General features: G+C 63.4%; 28 protein-coding genes. 15 read left to right on the top strand and 13 right to left on the bottom strand.

Features of this window, described 5'->3' with window-relative positions:
• Position 1: 1 nt before the first annotated feature.
• The gene (locus tag AC1Q6C_RS10600; protein ID WP_007735923.1) at positions 2-589 is read right to left on the bottom strand and encodes a DinB family protein; all 588 of its coding nucleotides are present in this window, start codon (positions 587-589) and stop codon (positions 2-4) included.
• An 18-nt stretch (positions 590-607) separates the two neighbouring features.
• On the opposite strand from AC1Q6C_RS10600, the gene AC1Q6C_RS10595 reads away from it, so the two are divergent.
• The 4 genes from AC1Q6C_RS10595 (at position 608) to AC1Q6C_RS10580 (ending at position 4,307) form a co-directional block, all read left to right on the top strand.
• Complete coding sequence (locus AC1Q6C_RS10595; RefSeq protein WP_007735921.1) at positions 608-1,855, top strand: hypothetical protein; 1,248 nt, start codon at positions 608-610, stop codon at positions 1,853-1,855.
• 68 nt (positions 1,856-1,923) lie between these two features.
• Positions 1,924-3,570, top strand: a complete 1,647-nt coding sequence (locus AC1Q6C_RS10590; protein WP_007735913.1) for an MFS transporter — start codon at positions 1,924-1,926, stop codon at positions 3,568-3,570.
• Positions 3,571-3,573: 3 nt separating this feature from the next.
• Positions 3,574-4,026 carry a DUF6325 family protein gene (locus tag AC1Q6C_RS10585; RefSeq protein WP_007735911.1) on the top strand — a complete coding sequence of 151 codons (453 nt, stop codon included), beginning with the start codon at positions 3,574-3,576 and terminating at the stop codon, positions 4,024-4,026.
• Complete coding sequence (locus tag AC1Q6C_RS10580) at positions 4,023-4,307, top strand: SHOCT domain-containing protein (RefSeq protein WP_007735909.1); 285 nt, start codon at positions 4,023-4,025, stop codon at positions 4,305-4,307. The genes AC1Q6C_RS10585 and AC1Q6C_RS10580 overlap by 4 nt, the downstream gene beginning before the upstream one ends.
• Position 4,308: 1 nt before the next feature.
• Here the strand turns inward: AC1Q6C_RS10580 and AC1Q6C_RS10575 are convergent, their stop codons facing one another.
• The 5 genes from AC1Q6C_RS10575 to AC1Q6C_RS10555 all read right to left on the bottom strand — a co-directional run bounded on the left by AC1Q6C_RS10575 (position 4,309) and on the right by AC1Q6C_RS10555 (position 9,168).
• Positions 4,309-4,992: a SagB family peptide dehydrogenase gene (locus AC1Q6C_RS10575; RefSeq protein ID WP_007735907.1), complete on the bottom strand. Its 684-nt coding sequence runs from the start codon at positions 4,990-4,992 to the stop codon at positions 4,309-4,311.
• On the bottom strand, positions 4,989-5,969 hold the full coding sequence (locus AC1Q6C_RS10570; protein ID WP_007735904.1) for an ABC transporter substrate-binding protein: 981 nt from the start codon (positions 5,967-5,969) through the stop codon (positions 4,989-4,991). Before AC1Q6C_RS10570 ends, AC1Q6C_RS10575 begins: the two co-directional genes overlap by 4 nt.
• Entirely contained in the window at positions 5,966-6,760 is a 795-nt protein-coding gene (locus AC1Q6C_RS10565; protein WP_047272721.1) for an ABC transporter ATP-binding protein, read from the bottom strand. Before AC1Q6C_RS10565 ends, AC1Q6C_RS10570 begins: the two co-directional genes overlap by 4 nt.
• Positions 6,757-7,824 (bottom strand): FecCD family ABC transporter permease, encoded by a 1,068-nt coding sequence (locus AC1Q6C_RS10560; protein WP_042453275.1) that lies wholly within the window; start codon positions 7,822-7,824, stop codon positions 6,757-6,759. Before AC1Q6C_RS10560 ends, AC1Q6C_RS10565 begins: the two co-directional genes overlap by 4 nt.
• An 84-nt stretch (positions 7,825-7,908) precedes the next feature.
• Positions 7,909-9,168, bottom strand: a complete 1,260-nt coding sequence (locus AC1Q6C_RS10555) for an MFS transporter (RefSeq protein WP_007735895.1) — start codon at positions 9,166-9,168, stop codon at positions 7,909-7,911.
• 92 nt (positions 9,169-9,260) lie between these two features.
• Between AC1Q6C_RS10555 and AC1Q6C_RS10550 the strand changes: the two genes are divergently transcribed.
• From AC1Q6C_RS10550 to AC1Q6C_RS10530, 5 genes are all read left to right on the top strand, one after another.
• On the top strand, positions 9,261-9,449 hold the full coding sequence (locus AC1Q6C_RS10550) for a streptamidine-related RiPP repeat protein (protein WP_003943543.1): 189 nt from the start codon (positions 9,261-9,263) through the stop codon (positions 9,447-9,449).
• A 94-nt stretch (positions 9,450-9,543) separates the two neighbouring features.
• A complete protein-coding gene (locus tag AC1Q6C_RS10545) occupies positions 9,544-10,356 on the top strand; it encodes a hypothetical protein (RefSeq protein ID WP_007735892.1) in 813 nt (270 codons plus the stop codon).
• The gene (locus tag AC1Q6C_RS10540) at positions 10,353-11,783 is read left to right on the top strand and encodes a CocE/NonD family hydrolase (RefSeq protein WP_116057478.1); all 1,431 of its coding nucleotides are present in this window, start codon (positions 10,353-10,355) and stop codon (positions 11,781-11,783) included. Before AC1Q6C_RS10545 ends, AC1Q6C_RS10540 begins: the two co-directional genes overlap by 4 nt.
• Positions 11,776-13,116 carry a YcaO-like family protein gene (locus AC1Q6C_RS10535; protein WP_007735889.1) on the top strand — a complete coding sequence of 447 codons (1,341 nt, stop codon included), beginning with the start codon at positions 11,776-11,778 and terminating at the stop codon, positions 13,114-13,116. Before AC1Q6C_RS10540 ends, AC1Q6C_RS10535 begins: the two co-directional genes overlap by 8 nt.
• The gene (locus AC1Q6C_RS10530) at positions 13,113-14,405 is read left to right on the top strand and encodes a YcaO-like family protein (protein ID WP_116057479.1); all 1,293 of its coding nucleotides are present in this window, start codon (positions 13,113-13,115) and stop codon (positions 14,403-14,405) included. The genes AC1Q6C_RS10535 and AC1Q6C_RS10530 overlap by 4 nt, the downstream gene beginning before the upstream one ends.
• Here AC1Q6C_RS10530 and AC1Q6C_RS10525 read toward each other — a convergent pair.
• Positions 14,352-15,323, bottom strand: coding sequence for a saccharopine dehydrogenase family protein (locus tag AC1Q6C_RS10525; protein ID WP_193604658.1), 972 nt, complete (start codon positions 15,321-15,323; stop codon positions 14,352-14,354). The genes AC1Q6C_RS10530 and AC1Q6C_RS10525 overlap by 54 nt on opposite strands.
• A 51-nt stretch (positions 15,324-15,374) precedes the next feature.
• On the opposite strand from AC1Q6C_RS10525, the gene AC1Q6C_RS10520 reads away from it, so the two are divergent.
• Positions 15,375-16,001 carry a TetR/AcrR family transcriptional regulator gene (locus AC1Q6C_RS10520; protein ID WP_003943606.1) on the top strand — a complete coding sequence of 209 codons (627 nt, stop codon included), beginning with the start codon at positions 15,375-15,377 and terminating at the stop codon, positions 15,999-16,001.
• Between the two features lie 6 nt (positions 16,002-16,007).
• On the opposite strand, the gene AC1Q6C_RS10515 is transcribed toward AC1Q6C_RS10520, so the two are convergent.
• The 3 genes from AC1Q6C_RS10515 to AC1Q6C_RS10505 all read right to left on the bottom strand — a co-directional run bounded on the left by AC1Q6C_RS10515 (position 16,008) and on the right by AC1Q6C_RS10505 (position 18,343).
• Entirely contained in the window at positions 16,008-16,448 is a 441-nt protein-coding gene (locus tag AC1Q6C_RS10515) for a PAS domain S-box protein (protein ID WP_003943598.1), read from the bottom strand.
• 111 nt (positions 16,449-16,559) lie between these two features.
• Positions 16,560-17,300, bottom strand: a complete 741-nt coding sequence (locus AC1Q6C_RS10510) for an ABC transporter ATP-binding protein (protein ID WP_003943539.1) — start codon at positions 17,298-17,300, stop codon at positions 16,560-16,562.
• Positions 17,297-18,343, bottom strand: coding sequence for an ABC transporter permease (locus tag AC1Q6C_RS10505; protein WP_039973533.1), 1,047 nt, complete (start codon positions 18,341-18,343; stop codon positions 17,297-17,299). Before AC1Q6C_RS10505 ends, AC1Q6C_RS10510 begins: the two co-directional genes overlap by 4 nt.
• Before the next feature lie 114 nt (positions 18,344-18,457).
• Here AC1Q6C_RS10505 and AC1Q6C_RS10500 point away from each other — a divergent pair, with 114 nt between their 5' ends.
• The 4 genes from AC1Q6C_RS10500 to AC1Q6C_RS10485 all read left to right on the top strand — a co-directional run bounded on the left by AC1Q6C_RS10500 (position 18,458) and on the right by AC1Q6C_RS10485 (position 22,565).
• Positions 18,458-19,660 carry a sensor histidine kinase gene (locus tag AC1Q6C_RS10500; RefSeq protein WP_003943587.1) on the top strand — a complete coding sequence of 401 codons (1,203 nt, stop codon included), beginning with the start codon at positions 18,458-18,460 and terminating at the stop codon, positions 19,658-19,660.
• Positions 19,657-20,274 (top strand): response regulator, encoded by a 618-nt coding sequence (locus tag AC1Q6C_RS10495; RefSeq protein WP_151097471.1) that lies wholly within the window; start codon positions 19,657-19,659, stop codon positions 20,272-20,274. The genes AC1Q6C_RS10500 and AC1Q6C_RS10495 overlap by 4 nt, the downstream gene beginning before the upstream one ends.
• Before the next feature lie 92 nt (positions 20,275-20,366).
• Positions 20,367-21,605, top strand: coding sequence for an HNH endonuclease signature motif containing protein (locus AC1Q6C_RS10490; protein ID WP_151097469.1), 1,239 nt, complete (start codon positions 20,367-20,369; stop codon positions 21,603-21,605).
• Between the two features lie 144 nt (positions 21,606-21,749).
• Positions 21,750-22,565, top strand: a complete 816-nt coding sequence (locus tag AC1Q6C_RS10485; protein WP_151097467.1) for a siderophore-interacting protein — start codon at positions 21,750-21,752, stop codon at positions 22,563-22,565.
• Between the two features lie 9 nt (positions 22,566-22,574).
• Here AC1Q6C_RS10485 and AC1Q6C_RS10480 read toward each other — a convergent pair whose 3' ends face one another.
• On the bottom strand, positions 22,575-23,003 hold the full coding sequence (locus AC1Q6C_RS10480) for a hypothetical protein (RefSeq protein WP_241064889.1): 429 nt from the start codon (positions 23,001-23,003) through the stop codon (positions 22,575-22,577).
• 115 nt (positions 23,004-23,118) lie between these two features.
• On the opposite strand from AC1Q6C_RS10480, the gene AC1Q6C_RS10475 reads away from it, so the two are divergent.
• A complete protein-coding gene (locus tag AC1Q6C_RS10475) occupies positions 23,119-24,075 on the top strand; it encodes a proline dehydrogenase family protein (RefSeq protein WP_042920644.1) in 957 nt (318 codons plus the stop codon).
• A 61-nt stretch (positions 24,076-24,136) separates the two neighbouring features.
• On the opposite strand, the gene AC1Q6C_RS10470 is transcribed toward AC1Q6C_RS10475, so the two are convergent.
• Positions 24,137-24,580: an SRPBCC family protein gene (locus AC1Q6C_RS10470; RefSeq protein ID WP_030536658.1), complete on the bottom strand. Its 444-nt coding sequence runs from the start codon at positions 24,578-24,580 to the stop codon at positions 24,137-24,139.
• Positions 24,581-24,583: 3 nt separating this feature from the next.
• Positions 24,584-26,137, bottom strand: coding sequence for a succinic semialdehyde dehydrogenase (locus AC1Q6C_RS10465; RefSeq protein WP_003943578.1), 1,554 nt, complete (start codon positions 26,135-26,137; stop codon positions 24,584-24,586).
• Positions 26,138-26,144 lie beyond the last annotated feature (7 nt).

Raw genomic sequence — 26,144 nt, 5'->3', positions numbered from 1 at the left:
TTCAGGCGTGGTGGGCCTCGCGTGCCGCCGTCTCCAGACGGTCGGTGTACTCGGCCCACCACGCCTCATCACCGGGAGCCAGATTGTTGTCGCCCGCTTTCATCCCCGCGGCGCCGTCGATCAGCTCCCGCACGATGTCCGCGTGGCCGGCGTGCCGATGGGTCTCGGTGACAACGTGAACGAGTATCTGGTGCAGCGTGACGTCGCGACGATCCTCCGGCCAGTGCTTCACGAAGCCGGGGGCGTCCAGATCGTGCTCCTCGATCGTGGCGTCGGCGAAAGCCCAGGTGCGGCGATAGGTTTCGACGATGTCGGCAGTGGACTCGTCGGCGCGGGCCCACATGTCGACGTTGAGTTCCTCCGAGCGCAACCACGCGGGGAGATCGGGAACCCGACGGCCGAACGTCGGGCCGAAATACCCGAGCTCGACGCCGATCATGTGTTTGACCAGACCCAGCAGGTTTGTCCCTGTCCGGGTCATCGGACGCCGAATGTCATACTCCGACAGCCCGTCGAGCTTCCAGACGAGCGCATCACGTGCTGCCTGCAGGTACCGCTGGAGATCTTCCTTTTCCGAGTTGGTGGTCATGAAACCAACCTAAACCGAGTGGAGCAGACATTGACAGCGGTCGAGGATCTGACCGAGGTTGCCTCCCGGGCCGTCGCCGCCGAGCGTGACGCCCGGTCGGTGCGCTGGCACAACCCGGCAGCCGTCCGCAAGGCTGCCGCGGCCGTCCGTGATTCGCTCGACGACGAACGATCAGCGCTGAGCCGACCGTCGTACAGCGGGTTGTCACCGTCGCCGCACATGGCGCGCCAACTCGAACTGATCACGACGTTGGAGCCGCCACTGCCCGCCGACGCCGGCATCGGCACCGCCGCGCAGGCCGAGGCCGACGCCGTCGCCGCGGTGACCACCGCACGGATAGCCTTGCGCGCCGCCCACCTTGCGGTTCTCGAAGCACGCGTCGCCGCGCTCGATGCCGGTGACACCGATACCGTCGCCGCCGCGATCCGCGGTTACGTCCCGCTGAACTCGGGCAACCCCGTCGTCCGGCACGTGCAGGATCTCGGCTCCCGGATCCGTGAGGAAGCACGGCACGTGGTGAGTGGTAAGCCTCGGTCGATCGCGTTTCGGCTGGGGCTGAGCCTCGGAATGGGCTTGGCGTACCTGGCATTCATTCGCCTCTTCCAGTGGGACGCCAAGGAAGATCGACTGCCTTATCTTGCGCTGTACGCACTCTCGGGTGTGGTCGGAAGCGTCGTGTGCACCAATGCGCTCAGCTTCGACGCCGGCCGCGTCCGTGCTGCGTTGTCCGGTGGAACCAGGCTCTGGCACGTACTGGTCGCGAAGAACGCGGTGATGCTGCTTCTCGTCGGCAGCGCCGGGTTCCTGCTCAGCGCCGTCCTCGCGTGGCGCTCCGGAAGCAGTGCCGACCTGGTGAAGGCGTGCGGCCAGGTGCTGACCATGATCCTGCTCTGGTTGGGGGTCGCGAACGTGATGTCGGTGAGCTTGCCGCTGCGGGCAGAACCGATGACGGCGCGGCGCCACGACGGCACGTGGAAGCAGTTCCTGCTGTCCTTCGTCATCTCGTACGGTGTCGGACTGATCGTCAATCTGATGCTCTACTGGCGCGTCTGGGCAAAGACGACGCTGCTCGAGCAGATGGGCGGTCCGTGGATTCCGGTCCTGCTGCTCCTCGCGAGCGCGGCCGCGACGTGGCTGTTGCTGACCGTGCTGGCCGTACTCCTGGCCGAGCAACCGCGCTTCCGGCGCGCCTTGCACCGGGAGATGGTGGTCTACCGCGAAGAAACCAACCACTTGCAGGCGACCATTCAGCACAATTCCGGCTAATGTAGCCGTGCGTGGCTGATCCGGGCACGTCGCGAGTACACGCAGTGTCGAGGAAGGCGTGACCCATCATGTCCGTAAAGCCTGGCGCGGCCGCCACAACGGCCGCCGTGAGCACCGCCTCCTGGCTACCACTCATCGTGGTGGTCCTCACCCAGATTCAGGCGTCGTTCGCCGTCAACGCCCTGACCGTCTCGATGGCCGGCATCACCACCGATCTCGACACGCCCGCAACAAGTGTCGGCACCGCGATCACCGCGGGCACCTTCGCCATGGCTGCCTTCATTCTGTTGGGGGCCAAGATCGGCGCCCGTTACGGAACGCGTCTGGTCTTCCAGATTGCCGTCGCGATTCACGGCCTCGCAATGGCCGCGGTCGCCCTGAGTCAGAGCCCGGCAATGCTGTTCGTGGCGCAAGCTGCATCCGGCGCCGTGATCGCCCTCATCGCTCCCGCATTGACGGTCTTCATCGCCACGAACTTCAGTGGCGATCAGCAGGCAAAGGCCATCGGTTACCTGGCAGCAGCAATCCCGGCGGCCGGTGTGCTTGCGCTGCTCATCGCCGGTTCCTTCGCGACGACGATCGGGTGGCGATACTCGTTCGCCCTCGTCGTGGCTCTCGCGGTGGTCAACCTGATCCTGAGCTTCCGGGTCAAACCTGTTCCCCCGCAGAAGGACATCACCATCGACTGGGCCGGCGCCGGCATTGCTGCCGTTGCCGTCATCCTGCTCAGCTTCGGTTTCAGCGGCCTGAACTCGTGGGGCGTCATCCTGGCCACCGACGCTGCGCCGTTCTCGGTCATCGGTGTTTCACCCGCGGCCATCCTGATCGTCCTCGGCACCATCTGCGCGCAGGGATTCTTCCAGTGGACGCGAAGCCGCAAGGCGCAGAACAAGCCTCAGCTCTTCAACCTCGACGTCCTCAAGACCGGCGCCGAGCGCGCCACCACGATTTGCATGGCGACGATGATGTTCGTGGGAACCGCGGCCAACTTCCTCATTCCGCTGTACATGCAGATCATCCAGGGCCGCAGCAGCTTGCAGACGTCGTTCTCGATCATCCCGTACACACTTTCGATCTTCATCGCGAGCACCGTCGTCGCGCGTCTGTACAAGACGTACTCCCCGCGTCTGATCGCACGAGCCGGGTTCGTCGTCGTTGCCGCTGGACTCATCCTGTTGGCCTTCACCATTCGTGGCGACTGGCATCAGATCTTTGTCGTCATCGGACTGATCACCCTCGGCCTCGGGCAGGGCGCCATCGTTGCGCTGGTGTTCAACACCCTCCTCACCGCAGCCCCCAAGGAACTGGCCGGCGACGTCGGCGCCTGGCGAGGACTGGTACACAACATGTCCGGCAGCGTCGGCATCGCGGTGGCCAGCGTGTTCGCCGTCGGAATCCTGGGTACCCTCGTCAGCTCGCAGCTGATCGACAACCCCACCATCCCGGCATCGCTCAAGGTCGAGTCAGGGATCAATCTCGACCAGGTCAACTTCGTCCCCAACGATCAACTCGTCGTGACGCTCGAAAACACCTCCGCGACACAGGCACAGATCGACGAAGCCATCCGGATCAACACCGAAGCGCGCTTGCGCGCCCTGCGAACCTCGCTACTCGTCCTCGCCGGACTCTCCCTGCTCGCCATCATTCCGGCCGGCCGCATGCCCAACGAAGTACCTGCTCTGGAAGAACCGCAACCCACGAAGGGCAAGAAGTAACCGATGTCCAACCAAGACCAATTCGGTCCGATCGAATACGTTGCCGTCGAGTTTCCCGGCGGTGCACCGACCTCCGCGGGATTCGAGCAGCTGCTCACTCTCGTCGACTCCGGCGTGATCCGCATCCTCGACCTCGAGTTCGTCACCAAAGCCGCCGATGGATCAGTGGCCGTCGTACCGGCATCGACCTTCGAACTCGCAGATTTCGATCTGGCGCAGTTCGACGGCGCAGCCTCCGGACTGCTCGACGCCGGCGACATCGCCGCCGTTGGTGACGAGTTGGCCACCGGTAGTGTTGCCGCCGTGCTCGTTTACGAGGAACTGGCCATACTGCCGGTGATCGACGCGTGGACACGCAGCGGCGCAAAGATTGTCACCGAAGGCCACCTGAGCTTGGACGAACTTGCCACCGCACTCGACAACACCGCACCAGGCAATACGGAGAAGGACGCATGAGTTTCTTGAGGCGAGCCGGCCGGGTAGCCGTCGCAAGCTCCATTCACGGCAATGTTCAGCGCCGTCAGCGGACCCGTTGGGCCGCCGAAGATCAGGCTCGCGCAGCGCAGGCCCAGCCGGTGCCGCCGATTCCCGATCTACCACCCCTGCCACCGCAGGCAGCTCCGGCAGCATCGATGGACTTGAAGCTCGAACAGCTCACCAAGCTGGGCGAACTCAAGAATGCGGGAGTATTGACCGAGGCCGAGTTCGAGACCCAGAAGGCACGTATTCTCGCCTGACCTAGCTGCGCCTCCCGAGTGCAAAAGCCATGACGGGAAGCTGCGTCGTCGCGAGATTCAACAGAGATGCCACTCGCGCATCCGTGAATCCTGCGATGGCGCAGCCCGCAAGTCCCATCGCCTCGGTCACGAGGTACAGATTCTGAACCAGCACACCGGCATCCACGTGCATCGTGCGGTAGTGCCGCATCGCGTACTTCTCGAGCGGAGCTTCGACGTCGGCGACCACAAACAGAAGAACCGGGAACACGTCGACGAACTCGGGTTGGAGAAGGCTCGCTCGAAGGTGCTCTCGCACGTCGCCTGGCCGGACAGCTTCGGCACGGCCTCGGGCATATCGGTATACCCCGACTCCGAGCTCGTCTCCGGGTCGGCTGAGAACAAACGACAGCGTCAGTTCGCGCATCCCGCCCGCCGTCGGGCTGCTGACAAGGCTGTGGTGCAACACGTTTGACAGCTCGCCTGCTCGGAGCGCCGTCTGTGCGGGGTCGTAGCGGCTCCGTCGTGCCTGCAAGACGTCCGCGAACCCGCAGGCCGGCAGTGGCGTCGCGGCCGGCAGTTCCACGGATTCACACGTCACCGGCGGCAGTGCGTGCTCGTCGAACGGTAGCTCCGACGGACTCACCGTCCGGTCCAACACTGCATGCAGCGATACGACGGCCTCGATTCGCTCGAGTGCGGTCACGAACCCGGGTGCAGCAGGCGAGACACCTCGCCGGCCCCGTCGATCGAGACCAACTCGCCGGCGAACCACGCCTCCGGAACGGCAAAGATCGCATTCAACGCCGCGGCGGGGGTTCCGGCAAATGCCGTCCGCGCAGCATCCAGGGTGGATTCCCGAGCCGACTCGGTGGAGTAGACGACGAGGACAGCCTTCGGCGACTTCGCGAGCACCGATTCCGTGGCTACCTGGCCGAAGTACTTTCCGTCGGGAAGGTCGTTCTCAAAAAGATTGCTTCCCCCGGCGGCCTCGAGCACACTGCTGTAGAGGCCCCTGGCCAGAGCATAGGACTGTCCCTCCGAAACCTGAACCATCACAGTGGGAACCGGCTCCTGCCCGGCGACAGATGCCTCGGTTGCTGCGAGGGACTTCTTGCCGTCGGCCAGGAGGGTTGCTGCCGCGTCACTTGTTCCGGTCAAGGCGCCGAGACCGTCGAGGTCGGACCAGACGTCGTCGATCCGCCCCTCGGTGACGGCCTTGTGGCAGTAGCCGCTGTTCACGAAGATCGGGATGCCGAGGTCACGCAATTCGTCCATGGTCTGCAATCGGTCACCGTCGAACCAGTATTCCCCGTCGGAGACGATCAGATCCGGACGGGCGTCGAGCAATGCTTCTTTCGCGGGAACTCCGGTGCTCAGTACCGGCACGGCCGCGAACTGATCAGCGAGTTCGGGGCTGGGAGGAGAGAGGTCGGTATTCGATTGTCCGACAATGCGGTCGGCGGCGCCGAGCTGAATGAGAAGTTCCGTCATCGACGGATACAGCGAGACAATCCGCTCCGCCGTCTTGGGCACCGTGACCTCGCGATCACAATTGGTGACGGTGATCTTCTCGGACGACGACGCCGCCGAATCCGCCGTGGAGTTTCCGCATGCGGTCAGTACTGCGGTGGCGGTAACGGCCGAGCACAACAGCGCGGCAGTACGTATCGAGGATTTCAAGACACTGCTTCTTTCGTGTGTAGGAGCGGAGGGGCGAACGAGAGCAGGGGGCGCCCGGTCAACGGATGAGTGCCGAGATGCACCTGAACCCCGAATACTTCGGACAGCAGGTCCTCGGTGAGGACCTCGGCCGTTGGTCCTGTCGCGACAACTACCCCGCCGGAGAGCAGACAGACGTAGTCGCAATACGCTGCGGCCAAGGCGAGTTCATGGATCGCGACAATCGTCGTGGTACCGAGTTCGGCGACCAATTCCATCAATTCGAGTTGAGCACGGATGTCGAGGTGGTTGGTGGGCTCGTCCAGGACCAGCACCGACGGTTGTTGAGCGATCGCCCGGGCCAACATCACACGCTGCTTTTCTCCGCCGGACAGTTCGGCGAAGAGACGTGATCCAAAGCCCTGCATGCCGGTTCGCATCAGTGCTGCGCTGACGATGTCTCGGTCGATCTCGCCGAGTCGAGAGAACGCGCTGTGATGCGGCGTCCGACCCGTTGCAACCACCTCGCGGACACTGAACGAGAAATCGGATGAATGCTCCTGCCCCACAACACCGATGATGCGTGCCGCCGATCGAGGCGAGAGATCGTCCCAAACATTCACCTCGTCCACCTTCACGATTCCGCTTCGCGGCTTCATCGAGCGATACAACGCGCGAAGGAGGGAGGACTTTCCACTGCCGTTCGGTCCGACGAGTCCGACCACGCTTCCCTCGGGCGCTTCGAGGTCTACACCCGAAACCACGAGGCGTCCGCCCCGAACGACGTGAATTCCGCTGGCCGACAATCTCATGACTGCGCACCGCCGTCCCGTCGAAGCAACCAGAGGAAGAACGGTGCACCCAATCCGGCGGTGATGATCCCGAGTGGTAATTCGTTGGGCGCATCCAACATCCGAGCCGCAAGATCGACGATCACCAGGAAGGTGGCACCAACCAACGCGGTCGCGGGGAGCAGCTTGCCGTGATCGGAACCGACCAGAAGTCGTACGGCGTGCGGCACGAGCAGCCCCACGAAACCGATTCCCCCGGCGACGGATACGACAACCGCGGTCAGCAACGACGCGATCACCAGTAGTAGCAACCTGGTACGGCGCACGTCCACGCCGACCGATTGCGCGCTCTCGTCTCCCATGGCCAACGCGTTGAGTTGGCGCGATTGTGTCAACAGAATTGCCGCACAGACGGTGATCACCGCGGCGGGCACACCGAGATCCGACCAACTGGCCCCGCTCACCGAACCCAGCAACCAGAAGAGCACTCCCGAAAGCTGACTCGGATCGGCGCGCAACTGCACAAAACTTGTTGCAGCCGAGAGCAGATAGCCGATGGCAACTCCGGCCAGGACCATGCGCAGCGGGACGAGCATTCCCTCTCGCCGACCCAGTACGAGAACCGCGATCAGGGAGATCATGGCCCCCAGGAAGGCTGCCACCGGGACACCGATCGACAGGCCGGTGCCGATGCCGGTCGTCATGATCAGTACTGCACCGAAGGATGCTCCGGAACCCACGCCCAGAATGTACGGATCGGCAATCGGGTTGCGCACCAACGCTTGCAGCACGGCGCCGGCCAACGACAATCCGGCGCCCGCCAATGCCGCAATCAGAATGCGCGGTACCCGCAATCCCCACACGATCCGATCGAGCAGCGGGTCGACCGGCGGACCGCCGACGTGTGCGTACAACACCGCGAACACGTCGGCAAAGGACACCGACGCGGCACCCGACCACACCGCGACGGTGGAGACCGCGACAAGCACAACCGCCGTGGCCAACAGAAACGGGACGTACCCGCGCTCGCCGACGGGATGTGGACGCGACGGCACTCGTGGTGCTGCCTCGCTGGTCAGCGTCATCGCACTCCTGAGTCGGTGGGGTTCGCAGTCATGAACAGGTGGATCTAACCATAACGACAGTCGTTTTCATTAATAGTCACATGCTCATCTGTGCGGGTAAGGGTCGGTCCGCAGCGCGCTCGCCCACGCGAATAGCGCCCCGACCAGCGCAAAGATGCACGCAACGAGGTAGGCGGTGCCGATGTCCCAGCGTCCTGCGATTGCCCCGGCAATCAAGGCGCCGACCGGCGAACCACCCCAGGCGACCATCCTCGCCGTGGTGTTCACGCGCCCCTGCAGACGATCCGGAGTCAGGCGCTGACGTGCACCGATGCCATTGAGGATGGTGACGGTCGCACAGCCGGAGTAGACGACGAGCGCCGTGATCGCGGCGCCGGTATTGCCGGTTGTCGCAACGACGAACAGCACCACCGGGCCGATGGTCAGCGCCCCGACCGTGATCGCCCCGACCGGCCACTGCGCCGGTAGGCGTGGGAGCAAGACTGCCCCGACCACTCCACCCACGGAGACGGCCGTCCACACGGCGCCGATCATCGGACTCGACGTCGAAATCCCAAGCCTCTCGGATGCGTACACCACCAGGAGCGCCGTAACCGCACCCTGCGTCAGCGAATTGACGAAGCCGACGCCGGTCAAGGCCCGCAGAAGCGGCGACTGCCAGAGGAAGTTGAGGCCTTCGCGTATGTCACGCGCAATTCCGGTTCCCGACTTCTTCGGCGCCGCAGGAGTAATCGAAAACGAGGCTCCGATCGAGGCCATGGCCAGCCCGGCCAGTATGTAAGCCAGTGCATCAGCACCCAATGCGTAGGCCGGGCCGATCGAGGCCACAAGCACGCCGGCTATCGCCGGAAAGACAACATCGATCAGCGTGCTGGACGTCCACAGCGCACTGTTGGCGGCCGGTATCCTCTGCCCACCGACCAGAGCAGGCAGCGCTCCGAAAGCAGCGGCGTCGAACCACACGAAACACGTTCCGATGCAGATCGATACGCCGACGGCATGCCACGCCGTCAATACGCCGAGTGCCTGCGCTGCCGGAATACTCGCCAAAGCAAGTGCAGCTACGGCCTGCGCACACAGTATGACCGTCCGCCGGTTGACTCGGTCTGCCACGGCGCCGGCGAACAAGCCGAACACGAGATACGGCAGAACCGTCCCCGCAGCCGCGAGCGAGGTGAGAAACGGAGACCGGCTGATGTCGAACACCAGGATCGGCATGGCCACTCCGGTGACCGCCGCACCGGCTACGGCAATCGTACGAGCCGTGAAGAACAATCGAAACGATCTGTCCCGAAAGACATGTGGTTGCGCTTCGACGGATCCCGTCGTCGGGGTCTCGCTCATGTATGCACTCTCTTGTACCTGTTGCTCTCCGTGGCGATCTTTCGTACGGTGGCATCGTAATGGAAATGGTTTCCATTACGGAAGGGATGACAATGAGCAACATTTCGTTCGACAGCGTCTCCAACTCGGCTCCGGCCAATGCACTCCAGGGCGTCGGCACCAACGCTCTCGTCGACAACCCGTTCACCTTCGAGCCGGTTGCCGAGGCAACGTCCGCACACGCCCTGCAGGGTGTGGGCACCAACGCCCTCGTCGACAACCCGTTCAGCTTCCAGAGCTGAAACCTCCCCTGATCCAGACTGTTTCGACAGTCTGATCTGCCGATGACCCCGCCCGCATCCGACTCGTCGGGTGCGGGCACCGACAAGGAGATCCGTGTACGCCCTCGCCGACGGACACCAGCTGTATCCGACCCCGGACGGTGTTTGGCATTACCTGACACCGGACGAGAACGCGGTCACGATCGGCGCGCCGGCCGAAGACCTCGCGGAACTCGACAACTTTCTCAGGCGCTCTGGTTCGGTGCTCGGCCCGGGAGCTATCGAGATCGCCGACGCCCTCGTCTCTCGCGGCGTGCTGGCTGTTCCAGGTCAAGTGCCAGAGATTCCGCGCCCACAGCGTGTGCTGATGGACGGGATCGGGCCCGTTGCCGATGCTTGCATCGCCCTGCTCTCCAAGGCTCTTCCGCATCTCGAGGTCGTATCCACTACTGCGCCAATCGAACACGACGTTGCGTCTTCGGACCTCGTACTGTCGGTTGCCGGTGCTCCTCCTCACGACGAGTGGTCGGAACTCGATACCTGGTGCCGCCGAAACCAAACACCGTGGCAACGCGTCCACGCGGAGCTGGGTGAGATCTGCATCGGACCCTTCTTCGACGGTATCGGCAGCGCAAGCTACCGGGACGTCTGCGGTCGACGGCTTGCCGCGTCGCGCGTCCCGGATCATCTGCAGGCACTGTGGAATCACCTCGCCGGCAGCGAACCTCGCCCGCTCGAACTTGAACCCACCGCAGCCGCAATGGCCAGTGCGCTTGCATGTTCGGACGTCGTGGCTGGTGTACATGGCGCACCGCCATCACACCTTCACCACCAGATCCGGATGAATCCGCGAACCCTCATGATGACTCGCCATCCCGTGCTACCACTGCCCGGCGGCGTTCTCGAACCCGCGCCGACGCTCCGGTGATCTCACTCGGCGTGAAGATCCCGGCAGCAGACGGTTCTTCGTTGGCTACGGATGTGCTTCTCCCACCGGATTCTTCACCGCGGGGACTGATCGTGATCCGCACCCCGTACGGGCGTGGATGGCATCTGGCGGAGGGGATCGAATGGCGATCGCGAGGAATTGCATTCATCTCGCAGGACGTACGCGGACGGCACGATTCCACCGGCTCTTGGGAACCGTACGTCCACGAGCGCGAGGACAGCGCCGCCCTGGCCGAGTGGCTGCAGGATCAGCCGTGGACACCGGAGTGCGTCATCGCAAGCGGGGCTTCGTATGCGGCCGGAACCGCCTGGGCATTTGCTACCGAGACCAACAGCGCCGATCGGTCATTTCGTGTAGACGGCGTCGTCTCCAAGGTGCCGACCATCGGAAGCGACCGCGTCAAACGTGATCCCTCGGGGATACTTCTCCTCGCCGAGCATCTGGCGTGGTGGGGCGAGCACGGAGATTCGTCTTCCTCTCGTGAGGGTTTCATCCCTGCCCTGATGCGCTCGGATTCGTCTTTGCTGGAACATCTCCCGGTGCAGTCGATGATCGAGGAGGTTGGTCTGACCTCCGATTCACCGGGCTGGTTGACGCCGATCCTTCGCGCTCGTAAACGCGAAGACTTCGGTGGCGATGATCTGGTGTCCGCGGACGAACTCTCCGAACTCGACATCGCCGGGCTGCACATCGGCGGTTGGGACGATGCGATGATTCGGGAGACACTGCGGCACTTCACGTCCGTGGGGCGCGGGCCGCAGAGTTTGATCGTGGGCCCCTGGGCGCACGACCTCCGCCCTGGAAGGGTCGGCGAGACAAGTTTCGGCCGCCTTCAGGTCGAGTGGATGGAATCGGTATTCGCTGCGCGGCCCCTGACCATCAATCGGGTATTCGACCGGGGTGTCGGCGAATGGTCGACCGAACCGTTTGTCACGGGTGCGAATCGCGTTCATCTCGAACCAGATCGGAAGGATGCGGCCTACAGCTTCCTGTATGACGCCTCACGGGACCGAAACAACTGTGTTGTCTTGACTTTCGATATCAAGCACGACTCCGTACTCTCCGGAACACCATCGGTGGAGCTGAAAGTGCATTCACCCGAGGGCGAAGCCGATTGGATCGCCGAACTGAGCGTCGTAGATCCCGCTGGAGTTACCAGATCGATCGCACGTGGCGCGGGTGTCAGCCTGCAGCCGACGATGGTGACCATCGATCTGGATCCCGTGTTGCACACTGTGCGCGCGGGTGATGTCTTGTCGCTGCGGATCGCCGGATCGGACTTCCCCCGCCTCGCACGCAATCTCGGAGACGGTGATCGCTATCGAGGAACACGCAGTACCGCACTGCACCAATCATTTTCCGGGTCGTTGACCCTGCCGATACTCGGAGGAACTGACGGTGGATGACTTGCTGGTCGACGCCCGGAGCGGCGTGCTGACCTCACTGGAACCACACATTCGCTCGGACATGCCGACGGGCTGGGTCGGTTGGGCCGCGAGGGTGGCCGACACCAGAAACTTCGGCGGCAGCGGTTCACTGTTTCGCGCGGACCCTTACGGATTCGGGGCTTCGATACGCGACGATGCAGCAGCTCGCGGGGCGGCGACCGGTGAGGCCGTCGAAAGATATTGCGGCAACGTGGTCCCCGAGGATCTGGTCCGCAGCAGTGCATCAGCGCTGGAACTGGCCGGCTCACGGGTCGTCGATCCCGCTGAATTTGCGTTGTACAGCGAGGATCAGTACCGCCTTCCCGGATTCCCCTTTGTTCCCTTCACCTCTGATCTGAACATTCGCTGGGCATTGGGTCACACCATGGACGAGAAAGTGCCCACCTACGTGCCTGCGGCCCTGACTTATCTCGGGTACTACACAGGCACCCGTCGCTGCGAGCCACCGATCGCGTCGTTGCAGTACGCCGGAATCGCAGCGGGACGCTCACGCGACGAGGCCGAGATGTCAGCTCTGCTGGAACTTCTCGAACGCGATGCCACCGCGCTGTGGTGGTGCGGGGACCGGTCACAGCCGGCGATCGAGCTTTCCGACTGGGAGCGGTTGCCTACGCACCGCCAACTCGGGGATCTGGAGAGCCAGACCCGGAGCGTTCGAGTGCTGCTGCTTCCCTCCCCCTTCGGCATTCCCGTCGCCGCAGCGTGGATCCGCGATGACCGACGTGGACTGGTCGCGCTGGGCACAGCTTGTCGACCGACGGTGGAGGCGGCAGTCTCGAAGGCACTGGTCGAGGCGTACGCGGTACTTGCCATCACGATCGACCTCGCCGACCCCGACGGGCCGACCTGGCGCAGCGTGGCGGACGGAACGCTGCCGGCGCACCTGTACAAACCCTTTCGGGCCGACCGTCGTTACCGGGACGAGTTCGATCCGCAATGGAAAGACGTCGTCGATCTGCCGACCGTTGCCCAACTTTATCTTGATCCCACGATGGCCCTGGCCGCGGAGGAACATCTCTTCGACTACACCGAAACACTCTCGGTATCAGAGATTCCCGTCGAAGCGCCGGTGGATCTGGCTTCTCTCGTAGCGCTTCTGACCTCACGGGGGCACCAGCCGATTTCCGTCGATCTCACCACCGGCGACATCTCGATTGCCGGGTTGCACGTCGTCCGCGTCCTGACTCCGGGCCTGTACAACAATGCCCCGGCAGCCTTTCCCCTTCTTGGAGGTAGCAGATTGACCAGCGCATCGACCACCCATCTGCATCTGCCGGTCCCCCTCGCATGACATCTTCGCTCGTCGACCGCCAAACTGGGATCATTCGAGAGCTGGTCGACGCCGTTGTTCCCCAGCACTTTCCGCCCGAGTTCAAGCTGATTCACTCGTATGTCAGTGATTCAGCACGCTTTACACCCTGGTCCAGCGACTCGGCGGGCGCCGGATATTGCTTCGATCTGGGTGACCGTGCGCGGCCTACCGCAGCTGCGATAGGCGAAGCGGTGGAACGGTATTGCGGCAACATCGTCGCCAAACCGATCGTCCGCGGGTCCGCCGAAGCGTTGATCGGAGCAAGCATCGAGCTGCCACAACTCGCGCGTTTCGACGCTGCCCAGTACGCGCGGCCACAGTTCCCGTTCGTCGAACCAACCGACGATCTGGAGATGGACTGGACTCGCGGAGCCGACCTGATCACGGGTTCGGATATCTGGGTACCGGCCGAACTCGTCTGGGGTTCGTATCCTCATTTCGTCGCCCGGACGGGTCCGGCGATCTCTCCGGTGGCTCAGGCGGGTCTCGCCGCCGGACCCTCGGTGAAGTTCGCAATCGACAATGCCTTGCGCGAGATAGTCGAACGAGACGCGATGACGTTGTCCTGGAACGGAAGACGCGGCGTTCGGATCGTCACCGGCATTCCCGAGGTGCTTCGGCGACTGGGGAATCACGGCACCCTCTCGACCAGGTGGTTGTCATTCGACAGCGATTTCGGGATCCCGGTGCTCGGCGCCCTCGTCCACGACGGACTCACCGGATACTCGACCATCGGTACCGCCTGCCACGAAGAAGCCCAGACGGCTGCGTTCAAGTCACTCGGCGAAGCGCTTCAGCTGCAGCTGCTTTCCGCCGACTACGACAACCCGGAGAGCGGCATCGGTCGAGCCGCGGCCTCCCCGACCAGTCCGCTTGCGCCTTGGCGAGCTGACCGAAGCTATGCAGGCGCCTACCGATCGGATTTTGCCGACGTGATGGACTACGGATGCCACCTGCAACTTCACCTGGACCCGGAGATCCAAGCACGATTCGAGAGTGAGCTGGTCGGTGCCGTCGTCGGCGAGGTGGGACTCGACTCTCTGACATCAGCCGCCGGCACCGAAAGCGCTCTGACGGCAGCCGGTTTCCGGCCGGCATGGGTCGATCTCACCACAACTGATGTTCTCCACGCCGGCCTGCACGTCGTCCGCGTCGTCGTACCCGGTTGTCTCACCAATGCGGCCGCCGGATTGCCGTTTCTCGGCTCGCCCCGACTAGTGGACAGTCTTGCCGGACGATCGGCTCGCACCATCCCATTGCCGCACTGACAGTTCGGGAACCGCCGCTTGCAACGACTCGGTGGTTTCCACCGCGTGGAACCACGTCGGCTTCGAGATCGCGGCATCCCGAATCACCCGCACGGCGCGCGCGGCGATAGCTGCCGTCGCGACCGACTGGCTACGCCCCGAAACCCACAGCGCCGGGCCGGTATCCGCTCGGGCCATCGCTACCCAACGATCCGAGCCCCACAGCTTCTTCGGCACGACCTTCTGTAGCGCGGGTGCCCACGTCATGGCCGCAAGTCCGAGCGTCGCGGTGGACGTGTCCAATCGCAGGTACGTCCTGACCGGAACACCGAGGTCTCGCGTCAACGCATGCTGGTCCGAAAAGTCGGCCCGCACAGCAGGACCGGTGCGGTAGCCGATCGCATCGGCCGGTATTCGAAACGTCTTCATCCCGGTGTAGTTGCGGACCGATCGTCCGTCGGGATCAGGAAACCTCGTGCCCAACATCCCGTACGTCCACGCCGTTGCGGCCGGTCCGTGTAGTTCTCCGCCGCCGAGGCCGATCACGATGTCCACGGGTCCGTCGCCGAGTCGATGCGCCTCGGTTGCAAGGACACTGGTCAATCCCGGTGCCAATCCGACGCCCATCAGGACGGGTCCGTCGACCGCTTCCAGTTCTTCGCAGTAGTTCGAGGTTGCCGTGACGTCGACGAATGCCGCCCCACCGCGTACCGCTTCGTCGGCCAGGCGAACATCCTCGAAACCCGACGCATTCACCACGACATCGAAGTCTCGAACCACAGTCGAATACGCGCCTGGTTCTTTAAGATCAACGACGACGTCCGCGCGGGCAGGGTCACGGCCGGCGGAGTACGCGGAGATTTCGGGGACCTTCGCGAGTTGTTTCATCAGGGGAATCCCGACGGCACCGTAGCCACCGAGTACAAGAACCTTCGTCATTACTTCGCCTCCCGAGTCGCTAGAGTTCGACTCTAGAGTTAGACTCTAATCATGACTGAGGTTCTTCGGGAAGACACGTCGGCGCGGCGCAAGATCATCGAGGCAGCGCGTGAGGTTTTTGTCGATCCCGGCTACGCGGCCGCCACGATCAAGCAGCTTGCCGCGGCGGCGGGCGTGTCGGTGCAGAGTGTCTATTTCGTGTTCGGCAACAAGCCGAGCGTGCTGTCAGCACTACTCGACGTGGCCGTTGCGGGCGACGAGGAAAAGACGGCAACTCTCGACCGTCCGTGGGTGGCGGCAGCACTCGGCGCCCCACATCCACTCGGACAACTCCGGATTCAGGTTCACCACGGACGGCTCATTCTGGAACGCACCGCAGACATCCTGCTGGCACTGCGGGCCGCCGCTTCCGCCGACGAGGACGCCGCCCGTCTGTGGCAAATCAACCGCACTCAGAGACGCACGGTGCAGGAACATCTGATGGTCGGCATCGTCGAAAAAGCGCCAACCGTCGACCTCGAAACAGCTGTGAACGTCGCACTCACGCTGCTCAGTCCCGAGACCTACACAGACCTCGTGGTCGGCGCGGGTTGGACCGGCCAACAGTACGAAGAATGGGTGGTCAACACCCTTGCCGCCACCCTCGGCCTGGACCGAACCGTCAAATCCCGGAAGTAGCTGGGATTACTTGGTGGGCTTGTCGTCGATGTGCCGTGGGTTGTTCCACAGGCGCTCCGTCAAATCGTGGAGGACGGCAAGGGTGATCGTGTCGTCGTCCCGTCGGAGCAGAGACTGGCTGACCGTCGCGCGCACCAACGTGGAGTCGGAGTGCACGAACTCCTTGACCGAGCCCGGCTCGGAACTCAGTTCACGATGGGCCTGCTCTGCACTGACGTCGTCGGCATCCTTGTCGTAGAGGATGTCCTGCAAACGCAACGCCGAGACGGCCTTCTTGGGATATCCCAGCATGTCAGCGAAGGACGGATTGGCAAAAACGATGCTGCCGTCGCGGTGAACGGCCATGACCGGCACCGGAAGCCTGTCGAGGAGAATCAGGGCAGGCATCTGCTCCAGATCCGCGATCGGCGATTGTGGCGGCTGCGCAACGTTGCGGCGGCGTTCCATAACACGTCCTCTCAAGTTGCCCGAGTCGACAACAGTCTAACTGCCCAGCAAATCGCGGGTTGACTTCCCGCCCGGATGCAGTGACGAATGCCCGAATCGTGCCCGCCTGAGTCACGCCGCGAGCGCCTCCTGATCCTCCGCCAAGGAACCGTCAACAACACGATAGACAGTATCCATCCGAGACAGGTGACTTCGGTCGTGTGTCACGAGAAGGGTTGCCGCCTCGCGTTCCCGCACCACCCCGATGATCAGATCCATGACAGCGGCACCGCGCTCCTGATCGAGCGCACTCGTGGGCTCGTCGACCACGAGAAGCTGCGGATCGTTCATCAATGCTCGCGCGAGATTGACGCGCTGTCGCTGCCCGCCCGACAGCTGGGACGGCCGTTTTCCGCTCTGATCCGCGAGCCCGACAGCGTCCAGCAAATCCATCGCTTTTGATTTCACGGCCTTGCGACGGGCCCGTGACGTGAACACGGACTGCCCCAGATGCGCCATCACCTCGAGCTGCTCCAGTGCAGTCAGCGAAGACACGAGGTTCGACTGTTGGAAGACGATGCCGATCGACGAGCGTCGCAGCTCCGACGCCGCCCGCCGACTCAGCGCAGCGATGTCGGTGCTGCCTTCCGGCGTCCGGAGATAGACGTGCCCGGAATCCGGACGGATCAGCGTCGACGCCACCGCCAACAGGCTGGACTTGCCCGAACCCGACGGCCCGGTGATCGCGGCGATCTCGCCGCGGTGCAGTCGCAGAGACACGTCGTCCAGCGCCGTCACCCGCGATTGCCCATCGGGAAACGTCAGATCGACGTTCTGGATGTCGAGAACTGTGGTGCCGGTTGTCATGGTCATCGTGCGCTCCCCAATGCTGTGAGTGGATCGGTGGTCGAGAGGAATCGAAGTGCAAAGGCCGCGCCGAGCAGACCGAGCCCGATCAATGCCACGGCAGGTACGACGGTGGTGGATGCGTCCAGGACAAACGGCATGGCGTCACCGATCAGCGATCCGGCCACGGCCGTCAGCCCGATTCCGACGGTGACACCGGCAATCAGAACGATGAGCGCCTGACCCAGTGCGTCGCGCACCAGCGAACCGGTAGTCGCACCGAGCGCTTTCAGCGTCGCGATGTCCGGAGTTCGCTGGATCGTCCACACCGTGAAGAACGCACCGATCACCAAGGCTGAGATCGCGAACAACATGAGCGTCATCAACGTCAACGACCCGTTCTCCGACTTGTACGAACCGATCGCGTCGAGCGAACCGCTGACCGTCGTCGACGTCGTCGCAGCCGCCTTGTCCGTTGCGGAAGCGTCGGAGGCTCCGGTGACAGCCAGTACTGTCGCAACTCCGCCGCGTGGATTGGCCGCCTGCCAGTCGTCGAGCGTCATCCAGACGACGGGCGAATGGCTGTACCAGTCGTCACCGCGAACGGCGCTGACGGTGAACTGCTGCGTACCGACACTCACCTGATCGCCGGCGCCCGCCCCCAGATCGCGGGCGGCACCTTCGCTCAACACCACAGTGCCTGACGCCGACGGCGTCACGTCACCGAAACCGCCATCAGCGCCGAACAGGGCCACCGACTTCTGATTTCCGTCGGCCAATCCCGCTTTCCCGCGACCGATTCCGATGGGATCGACGTCCTTCGACGTGGAGGTCCAAGCGTTGACCTGGTCCTGCGTGAGCGCCGACTCGTCGAACGACGCCCCGGCTCCGGTGTCGGCGAACACCACCGTGTCGGCATTCATGGCCTCGATGGCCGACACGTTCTGATGGCGAAGTCCTGCAGTCAACCCGCTGAGAAAACTGACCAGAAGTGCAACCAACAGAACCACGACGGAGATCAGCGCGAAACGACCTCGCGCTGCCCGTAAGTCCCTCATTGCGACAAACACTGTGAATTCCTTTCCTGTGCTTGCCTCTACGCTCTCGCGGATGCAGACTCTTTCCATCGCACCTCGGATCGACATTCCAGCGCTCGAAAGAACCATCCCGGTTTACAACTTTTGATGGATGAACCAGGCCCGAACCTCGCTAAGCTGGGCGAGATGCACCGATCGCCGCTCACGCCTGTCTTCGCCGGCCTACAACTGGGCCTGCATGTCCTTGTCATGGCGCTGGCCGGTGTGGTGTTTCTTCGAGCGCTGATCGACGAATCCGACCTGACCGCAACAATCATCGCGTTGGCCGTGATCTTTGTTGCCGTCTATCTTTTCGGGGTCGCCAAAAGGCTGCGCGGCAACGCTGCCCGCTGGTGGCTGGCCGTGCTGACCCTCGTCTGGATCGCGACGATGGCGGTATCCGCCGACGCCGCCTACCTCGCGTTCGGACTCTTCTTCCTCTATCTCCATATTCTGCGACGCCCCTGGAGTCTTCTCGCCGTCACCGCGGCAACGGCTGTCGCCGTGGTCGGCACCGGCCTGCATCGTGGATGGACGATTGCCGGCGCCGTCGGCCCGATCATCGGCGCCGCCGTAGCCGTTGCTATCGGTCTCGGATATCAAGCTCTGTACCGCGAGGCAGCCGAGCGCGGTCGTCTCATCGACGAGTTGATGAATACTCGTGAAGAATTGGCGTCGACGTCTCGCGATGCCGGAAAATTCGCGGAACGTGAAAGACTCGCCGCCGAGATTCACGACACCGTGGCCCAGGGACTTTCGAGCATCCAGATGCTCCTTCACGCTGCCGAACGCGCCGATCCGGACAGCCCGGCCATCCGTCAGATCAGCCTCGCACGGGAAACTGCCGCGGACAGTCTTGCCGAAACCCGCCAACTCATAGCCGAATTGACGCCCGCGGCCTTGGACGGTCAGTCGCTCGCCGACGCGCTTCGTCGAATCTGCGAACGCGCGAGCAGTCCTGAACTGGAAGCGCGCTCCGTGGTCGAAGGCGAGGCAGTGCGGCTGCCGATGCCCCTCGAAGCAACATTGGTACGCATCGCTCAGGGCGCGGTGTCCAATGTTCTCCGCCATGCCGATGCAACCAGAATGGCTGTGACACTGACCTATTCCGACGACACCGTCAGCCTCGACGTGGTCGACAACGGTCGCGGTTTCGACGTGGCAGTTCTCGAACGTGGCCCGGCGGAATCTTTCGGCCTCAATGCAATTCGCCGACGCGTCGAACTGCAGGGCGGGACTTTCTCCATCGAGTCCGAGCCGGGACACACGGCCGTCGCAGTGACGTTTCCTCTCGAAGTCGGCGAACCGTGATCCGCCTGCTGCTCGCCGACGATCACGCGATCGTGCGCGCCGGGTTACGAGCGCTGCTCGAAAGCGAAGCCGACATCGAGGTAGTCGGCGAAGCGGGCACCGCCGAGGAAGCCATAGCCTTCTGCGCCACCACGCCGGTCGACCTCGTGCTCATGGACCTGCGATTCGGCCCCGGGAAGACGGGCGTCGACGCCACCCGCGCGGTGTGCGCGCTGCCGAATCCGCCGCACGTACTCGTCGTGACCAACTACGACACGGATGCAGATATCTTGAGCGCTGTCGAGGCCGGGGCCAGCGGGTACCTACTCAAGGACACACCACCGGTCGAGTTGCTGTCAGCCGTCCGCGCCGCTGCGAGCGGGGACAGCGTTCTCTCCCCCGCCATCGCGTCGAAGCTCATGACTCGGGTACGCAAACCCGAAACCAGCCTCAGTCCAAGGGAAATCGAAGTTCTGAAGTTGGTGGCGGCGGGTTGCTCCAACCGAGAGATCGGCAAAGAACTGTTCCTGAGTGAGACCACGGTCAAGTCGCACCTGGTTCACATCTTCGGCAAGTTGGGAGTGAAGTCGCGGACGTCGGCGGTAGCTCGTGCGCGGGAGCTGGGTTCGATCTGACATTTGCCCGAATTGTCGAAAGAAGCTGGACAGCAGCAATTTTCGCTCACAATTCTATTGTGTTCGAAACTTTGTTCGATTAGACTTTGAGTATGGACAGTCGGGATGCGTGGCAGCTGGATGGCGAGGGCCTTAAGAGTGAGGTTCTCGATCTGGTGCGTGTCCGGCACGAGTTGCAGTCGCGGATGGTGTTGCTGATCGTGGAGATGTTTTCCCGGGACGTTCTCGGCGGGAAGGGTTTTCGGGCGATCACTCAGTGGTTGCATGGTTCGACGAATCTGGAGATCGGTGAGTGCAGTCTGCTGGTCGGGTTGGCGCGGTTGTTGATGCTCGAACCTGTTGTCGGCGATGCGTTTCACCGCGGGGATGTTGATGCGTTGAAGGCGCGGCAGGTGGCGTCGTTTTGTCAGCATCCGCCGAAGAACATGACCCTGGCGGATGTGGACAAGGCCCGCGGGATTTTGTTGTCGTTGGCGTCGAAGAACATTGCGGATTGCGATGCGGTGCGGGCGGCGATCCGGCGGATCGAGAAGCAGTACGGAAAACGCGAGGACGGCGTCCCGGTCGGCGAGGATTCGGAGCGTAACGAGTTCTACGCCTCGAAAGGCTTGTACGGACGGGTCACTGTGAAGGGTGATCTGGATGCGATCAACGGGGCCCGTCTGATCACGTTGCTGTCGAGCCTGTCGGCGCCGACGCCGGAGAAGGACGGCGTCAAGGACACCCGCACGCCGGCGCTACGGCGCGCGGACGGGTTTTGCGAACTACTGCGGCGGTACGAGCGGGCGGGGTTGGGTCCGATCGAGGGCGGAGTGAAACCACACATCACCGTTACCGTGTCGGCGAAAGACATGACAGACCTCAAGGCGTTGAAGGACCTCTTGCCGTCGACTCAGGAACTGGGGTTCGCGTGGGCGGATTGGGTGGGCCCGATCAGTATCGATACTGCCCGGATGCTGGCGTGCGACTGCACCGTCACCCGGATCCTCCTGGACGAGAACGGTGTTCCGCTCGACTGCGGCAAAGAAGCAAGGACCGCGACGGTACCCCAGCGGCGGGCGTTGGCGGTTCGTGATGGTGGGTGTGCGTTTCCGGGATGCGGGACACCATCGGGGTGGTGCGATGCCCATCATATTGTTCACTGGAACGATGGTGGCCCAACAGATCTCGACAACCTGATCTTGTTGTGCGGTCATCACCACCGGACGATGCACCACACCGAATGGCGGGTGGAGATCGGGCCGGATCGGAAAACAGTGTTCTATCCACCGATGTCGATCGATCCGTATCAACAGCCGATCGGTGGGAACAGCCCACCGACAGCGGCGTGAACCGACATAACTGAAAAGGCCAGCGTGTGCACCGGGGAAGAATCATGCCCCGGGGCATACGCTGGCCTTTTCGGCTGCGCTCGATGTCCGTCTTGCGACAGCATCTGTCTCCACTTCGACACGCCGGACCCATAGGGTCGAGGCATGTCTTTCTGCGAACCCGCCCGCGTTGTCACCGTCACGTCCCTGACCCCGCACATGCGGCGAATCAGCATCGAGGCAGAAGGCGACTGGCACTGGCCGACCGGCGGACAAGGCGACGAGCGCATCGACCTCGCGTTCCCGAAACCCGGTGAAACAGAAGCAGAATACGACTACTTCAACAATCCCGACTACGGCAAGGCCGATCTCGGAACCGAGCCACCGTGGCGGCACTACACCGTGCGCAAGGTGCACGACGGCGGCCGACGTCTGGACATCGACTTCGTCGTGCACCCTGGCGGTATTGCAGCGGATTGGGCCCTGCGGGCCGAACCAGGTCACCTACTAGGCGTCTTCTGGTCGGACAGTTCGCGGTCCCACTACCAAGCACCGGCGGGTCCTCGCTGGCAGCTGCTGGTCGCAGACGCCACGGGTCTCCCCGGACTGGGCAGGATTGTCGAAGAACTTCGTGAAGGCGATGTCGCACAGGCGATCATCGAGGTCGAAACCGAAGAGGATCGACAGGAATTTGTCACTCGCGGCGACGTCACGTACACGTGGCTCGTGGCGAGTGGCCTCGGAAAGGCGCCGAGCGCGCTGTTCGAAGCTGTGGAGAAGGTCGAGTTTCCCGAATCCGAATCGGCCGACGTCTACGCGTGGGTGGCGTGCGAAAGCGCAACCAGCCGTCGTATTCGTAAGCATCTGAGGGAAGTTCGAGGAATTGCTCGCGACAAGCACAATGTTGTCGGGTACTGGCGAGAGGGCGCCGACGGCCACGTTTCCGGCATGAACAGCGAGGAAGTCACCGTCGGCGCCTGAGCGCCGTGATCACTCTGCCGGCAGCGTGTCGGTAGATTCTGTGTGAGCCTGCTGCGCGTCAGCCGACTTTTCCGCCAGCATCTCGAACAGTGCTCGGCGTGCCTCGGCGAGAATTGCCTCGGCCTTGGCTACCTGCTCAGCGGTCCCACCTGCGGCTACCGCGACAGCGGCACCTCGGAGTAGGCCCATCGCGGGACGGAGCGCTGCGCCGGCTTCACCGAAACCCGGCCGACCGTGTCCGCGCTGGTCAGGTCGACCGAATCCGCGCTGGTCGGGCCGACCGCGTCGGCCTTCGGGGCGTCCTTCTGCTCGGTCTTCGAAGCGACCCTCGGGGCGCTCGCCCTCGAATCCTCGACGGAAACCGTGTCCACGATGCGGGCCTCGGCGGCCATGCTCGCGACGTTCTTGCATTTCTGGGTTGTTGTGTGGGGCGTACATGTTGTCCTCCTGGACTGTCTGTGTTTGTTTGACGTATCGACGATATATCGACAATAGATCGAACGCAAGGGTCTGGAGAATAATTCCCGCACCCTCGTCCGGATACGCTGAAGCCGTGAACACGGATCTACAAGCCCAGGCCGCAGACGTCCTACGCCGCCTCGCACTCGACGAATCCCTGAAAGAACGCACCATGGCGAACGCTGCGACTGCAGCACTCGCACGGAAAGTCGCCGCTCGCTACATCGGCGGCGAAACCATCGACGACGCTTTCGACCGCCTCCCCTCGATCTTCGCGCGAGGACACAAGGCGAGCATCGAATACACCGGGGAAAGCGTCCGGGATCCCGAGCTCGCGAACGCCGAAACCGATGTTTTCGTGGAACTCGCGGAACGAATCGGCACGTCGGGTGTCGAGAGCACCGTGTCGTTCGACCTCTCGCACATCGGCTTGGTGATCGATCCGGAGCAGTGCTTTCGCAATGTCGTGCGCCTGGCCGAGGCCACGGAACGCGCCGGTGCCGAGCTGATCATCTCCGCCGAAGCGTCCGATCGCACCGACCTGGTCCTCGACATGCACGCGCGACTGGCCGAGCGCTTCACTCACGTGGGGATCACCGTTCAGGCCCGACTGCACCGCACGGCAAAGGATCTCGCCGCTCTGCTGGACCGACCCGGCCGCATCCGTCTCGTGAAGGGCGCCTTCCTCGAAGCCGAGTCCGTCGCCTACCCACGCGGTAGTGCCGAACTGCGCAGCGCGTATCTCGACTACGCAGCCCGAATCGTCGACTCGGGTCACCAGGTCTCCATCGCGACACATGACCGCGACATCCTCGAAGCACTACGCGCCGAACATGATTCGAAGCTCAGAGGCGAGCACGTCGAGTTCGAGATGCTGCTCGGCCTCGGCACCGAGCAACTGGACGCACTCCGAGGAGCGGGCTTCACCACACGCGAATACGTCATCTTCGGAACACAGTGGTGGCTGTACGTACTCAATCGCATCGCCGAAGAACCGGAGCGTGTCTACACCGCGCTCATCGACGCTGCGCTCATCAGCACTGCAAACTAGATCTCCAACAACAGAAGTGGGGCCGCACTCGAATCGAGTGCAGCCCCACTTGTGTCAGTTTCTAGCTCTCCAGAAACGCCTTGATGCGCGCCAGGGTGGTTTCCATTCCGGTCTGCATCAGCTGATCTCGACCCCGACCGAGTAGGCCGCTACCCGACATCATGCGCACGTAAAGCGCTGGCGTCGCATAGATCTCACGAGTCTCGGTAAGCACGGTGCCCGTTCCCGAAGGCTCGAGCACATAGGTCCACCGCGCTTTCGGCTCGTCCGATTCGAAGGAGAACCTCCGGCAGTCGACCACGTCGACCACCGTGCAGTGCGTGCTCCACCGAATCAGACCATGCTTGTTGGTGCCCTTGAACTTTGCACCCACAGTGCCCGGAGTTCCGGAAGTCCATGTTCCACCGGTATTTTCAGGACTGAAGCGACCCATACCTTCGATGTCGCTGACAACCTTCCACACCGATACCGGCGTTGCCTCGATGTACGCGCTGGCGGTTTCCACCCGTTACCGGCCCGGAACCCAGGACATGATCTTGATGGCGTGAGGCATGAGCTTTGCCCACACCTTGGCCGGAAGTCCGCGCGGTCCACCGAGATTCATGACGCGAGTGGTGGCAACGGTCTGCGGTTCGGTGTACTTGATCAGCCCCTCGGCGCCGTGACGACGACCGACGCCCGAGACACCCATACCGCCCATCGGTGCTGCGGTGCTGCCCCAGGTCGGTGCGTAACCCTCGTCGACGTTGACGGTGCCGGCGTGGATGCGCGCTGCGATGGCTTCACCGGCAGCCTTGCTTCCCGCCCACACACTGGCGTTGAGGCCGTACTCGGTGTCGTTGGCCGCAGCGATGGCCTCTTCGACGTCCTTGACGGGGTAGATCGAGACGAGCGGCCCGAAGGTCTCGTCGCGGTAGCACTCGGCGTCTTCGGGAACCCCGGTGAGCAGGGTGGGCTCGTAGAACAGCGGTCCGATGTCCGGCCGAGCCTTGCCACCGGCAATGACGGTGGCGCCCTTGACCACTGCGTCGTCGACATGAGCGGAGATTGCCTTGACCTGCGCCTCGGAGACGAGGCTGCCCATCTCGATTCCGAATTCGTATCCGGCGGCGAGGTTCATCTTCTTGACGCGGTCACCGAACATGCGGATGAACTCGGGTGCGATGGACTCTTCGACGTAGATGCGCTCGATGGAGATGCACAGCTGACCGGAGTTGGAGAAGCACGCACGCACAGCGGCGTCGGTGACCTCGCGCAGGTCTGCGCCGGCCGCGACGATCATCGGGTTCTTGCCACCGAGTTCGGCGGAGAAGCCGATCAGTCGACGGCCGGCCTGCTCGGCGAGGAGCTGACCGGTCGCGGTGGAACCGGTGAACATGAGGTAGTCGGTGTTCTCAACCAGGGCGGTGCCGACGACGGAGCCCGGCCCGGGAACCACGGCGAAGAGGTCGCGAGGCAGACCCGCCTTGTAGAGCAGTTCGACGCAGGCGAGCGCGCAGTACGGCGTCTGGCTGTCCGGCTTGAGGACAACGGCGTTACCGGCGAGCAGCGCGGCGATGGCGTCGGACACGGCCAGCGTCATCGGGTAGTTCCACGGCGAGATGACGCCGACGACACCCTTGGGCTGGTAGCGGACGACGGTCTTCGTCAGGCCCGGGAGCATGCCGGAGACGCGACGCGGACGCAGCAGCTTCGGAGCCACACGTGCGTAGTGCCGCGACGTCATCGAGATGTCGAGGACTTCTTCCTGAGCTGCGGTACGCGACTTTCCGGTCTCGGCCTGAGCCATGTCCATGAGGGCGTCGCGGTTCTCGAGGATGAGATCGCGGTAGCGGTGGAAGACGGCGGCGCGATCGAGGACGGAGCGCTTGGCCCATTCCTTCTGGGCGACGCGGGCACGGGCGATGGCCGCAAGTGCGTCGTCGGCGGTGCCGACGGGGATGGTCGCCAGCTCCTTGCCGGTGAACACCTCGGTGATGGACTTCGTCGGGCGATCGGCAACATTGTCGATGGCGATCAGATCGGCGAGCCGCGAGAAGGTCGCAGCGGACGGAGCAGGCATTTCAGTA

This window comes from Rhodococcus sp. MT28 (assembly GCF_058792695.1).
This window is presented reverse-complemented; position numbering and strand designations above follow the sequence as displayed.

What these genes read in the sequence shown, in the direction of transcription:
- AC1Q6C_RS10600 (WP_007735923.1), bottom strand. Translation starts at nt 589, where the DNA reads ATGACCACCAACTCGGAAAAGGAAGATCTCCAGCGGTACCTGCAGGCA.
- AC1Q6C_RS10590 (WP_007735913.1), top strand. Translation starts at nt 1,924, where the DNA reads ATGTCCGTAAAGCCTGGCGCGGCCGCCACAACGGCCGCCGTGAGCACC.
- AC1Q6C_RS10585 (WP_007735911.1), top strand. Translation starts at nt 3,574, where the DNA reads ATGTCCAACCAAGACCAATTCGGTCCGATCGAATACGTTGCCGTCGAG.
- AC1Q6C_RS10580 (WP_007735909.1), top strand. Translation starts at nt 4,023, where the DNA reads ATGAGTTTCTTGAGGCGAGCCGGCCGGGTAGCCGTCGCAAGCTCCATT.
- AC1Q6C_RS10565 (WP_047272721.1), bottom strand. Translation starts at nt 6,760, where the DNA reads ATGAGATTGTCGGCCAGCGGAATTCACGTCGTTCGGGGCGGACGCCTC.
- AC1Q6C_RS10560 (WP_042453275.1), bottom strand. Translation starts at nt 7,824, where the DNA reads ATGACGCTGACCAGCGAGGCAGCACCACGAGTGCCGTCGCGTCCACAT.
- AC1Q6C_RS10555 (WP_007735895.1), bottom strand. Translation starts at nt 9,168, where the DNA reads ATGAGCGAGACCCCGACGACGGGATCCGTCGAAGCGCAACCACATGTC.
- AC1Q6C_RS10550 (WP_003943543.1), top strand. Translation starts at nt 9,261, where the DNA reads ATGAGCAACATTTCGTTCGACAGCGTCTCCAACTCGGCTCCGGCCAAT.
- AC1Q6C_RS10530 (WP_116057479.1), top strand. Translation starts at nt 13,113, where the DNA reads ATGACATCTTCGCTCGTCGACCGCCAAACTGGGATCATTCGAGAGCTG.
- AC1Q6C_RS10525 (WP_193604658.1), bottom strand. Translation starts at nt 15,323, where the DNA reads ATGACGAAGGTTCTTGTACTCGGTGGCTACGGTGCCGTCGGGATTCCC.
- AC1Q6C_RS10520 (WP_003943606.1), top strand. Translation starts at nt 15,375, where the DNA reads ATGACTGAGGTTCTTCGGGAAGACACGTCGGCGCGGCGCAAGATCATC.
- AC1Q6C_RS10515 (WP_003943598.1), bottom strand. Translation starts at nt 16,448, where the DNA reads ATGGAACGCCGCCGCAACGTTGCGCAGCCGCCACAATCGCCGATCGCG.
- AC1Q6C_RS10510 (WP_003943539.1), bottom strand. Translation starts at nt 17,300, where the DNA reads ATGACCATGACAACCGGCACCACAGTTCTCGACATCCAGAACGTCGAT.
- AC1Q6C_RS10500 (WP_003943587.1), top strand. Translation starts at nt 18,458, where the DNA reads ATGGATGAACCAGGCCCGAACCTCGCTAAGCTGGGCGAGATGCACCGA.
- AC1Q6C_RS10490 (WP_151097469.1), top strand. Translation starts at nt 20,367, where the DNA reads ATGGACAGTCGGGATGCGTGGCAGCTGGATGGCGAGGGCCTTAAGAGT.
- AC1Q6C_RS10485 (WP_151097467.1), top strand. Translation starts at nt 21,750, where the DNA reads ATGTCTTTCTGCGAACCCGCCCGCGTTGTCACCGTCACGTCCCTGACC.
- AC1Q6C_RS10480 (WP_241064889.1), bottom strand. Translation starts at nt 23,003, where the DNA reads ATGTACGCCCCACACAACAACCCAGAAATGCAAGAACGTCGCGAGCAT.
- AC1Q6C_RS10465 (WP_003943578.1), bottom strand. Translation starts at nt 26,137, where the DNA reads ATGCCTGCTCCGTCCGCTGCGACCTTCTCGCGGCTCGCCGATCTGATC.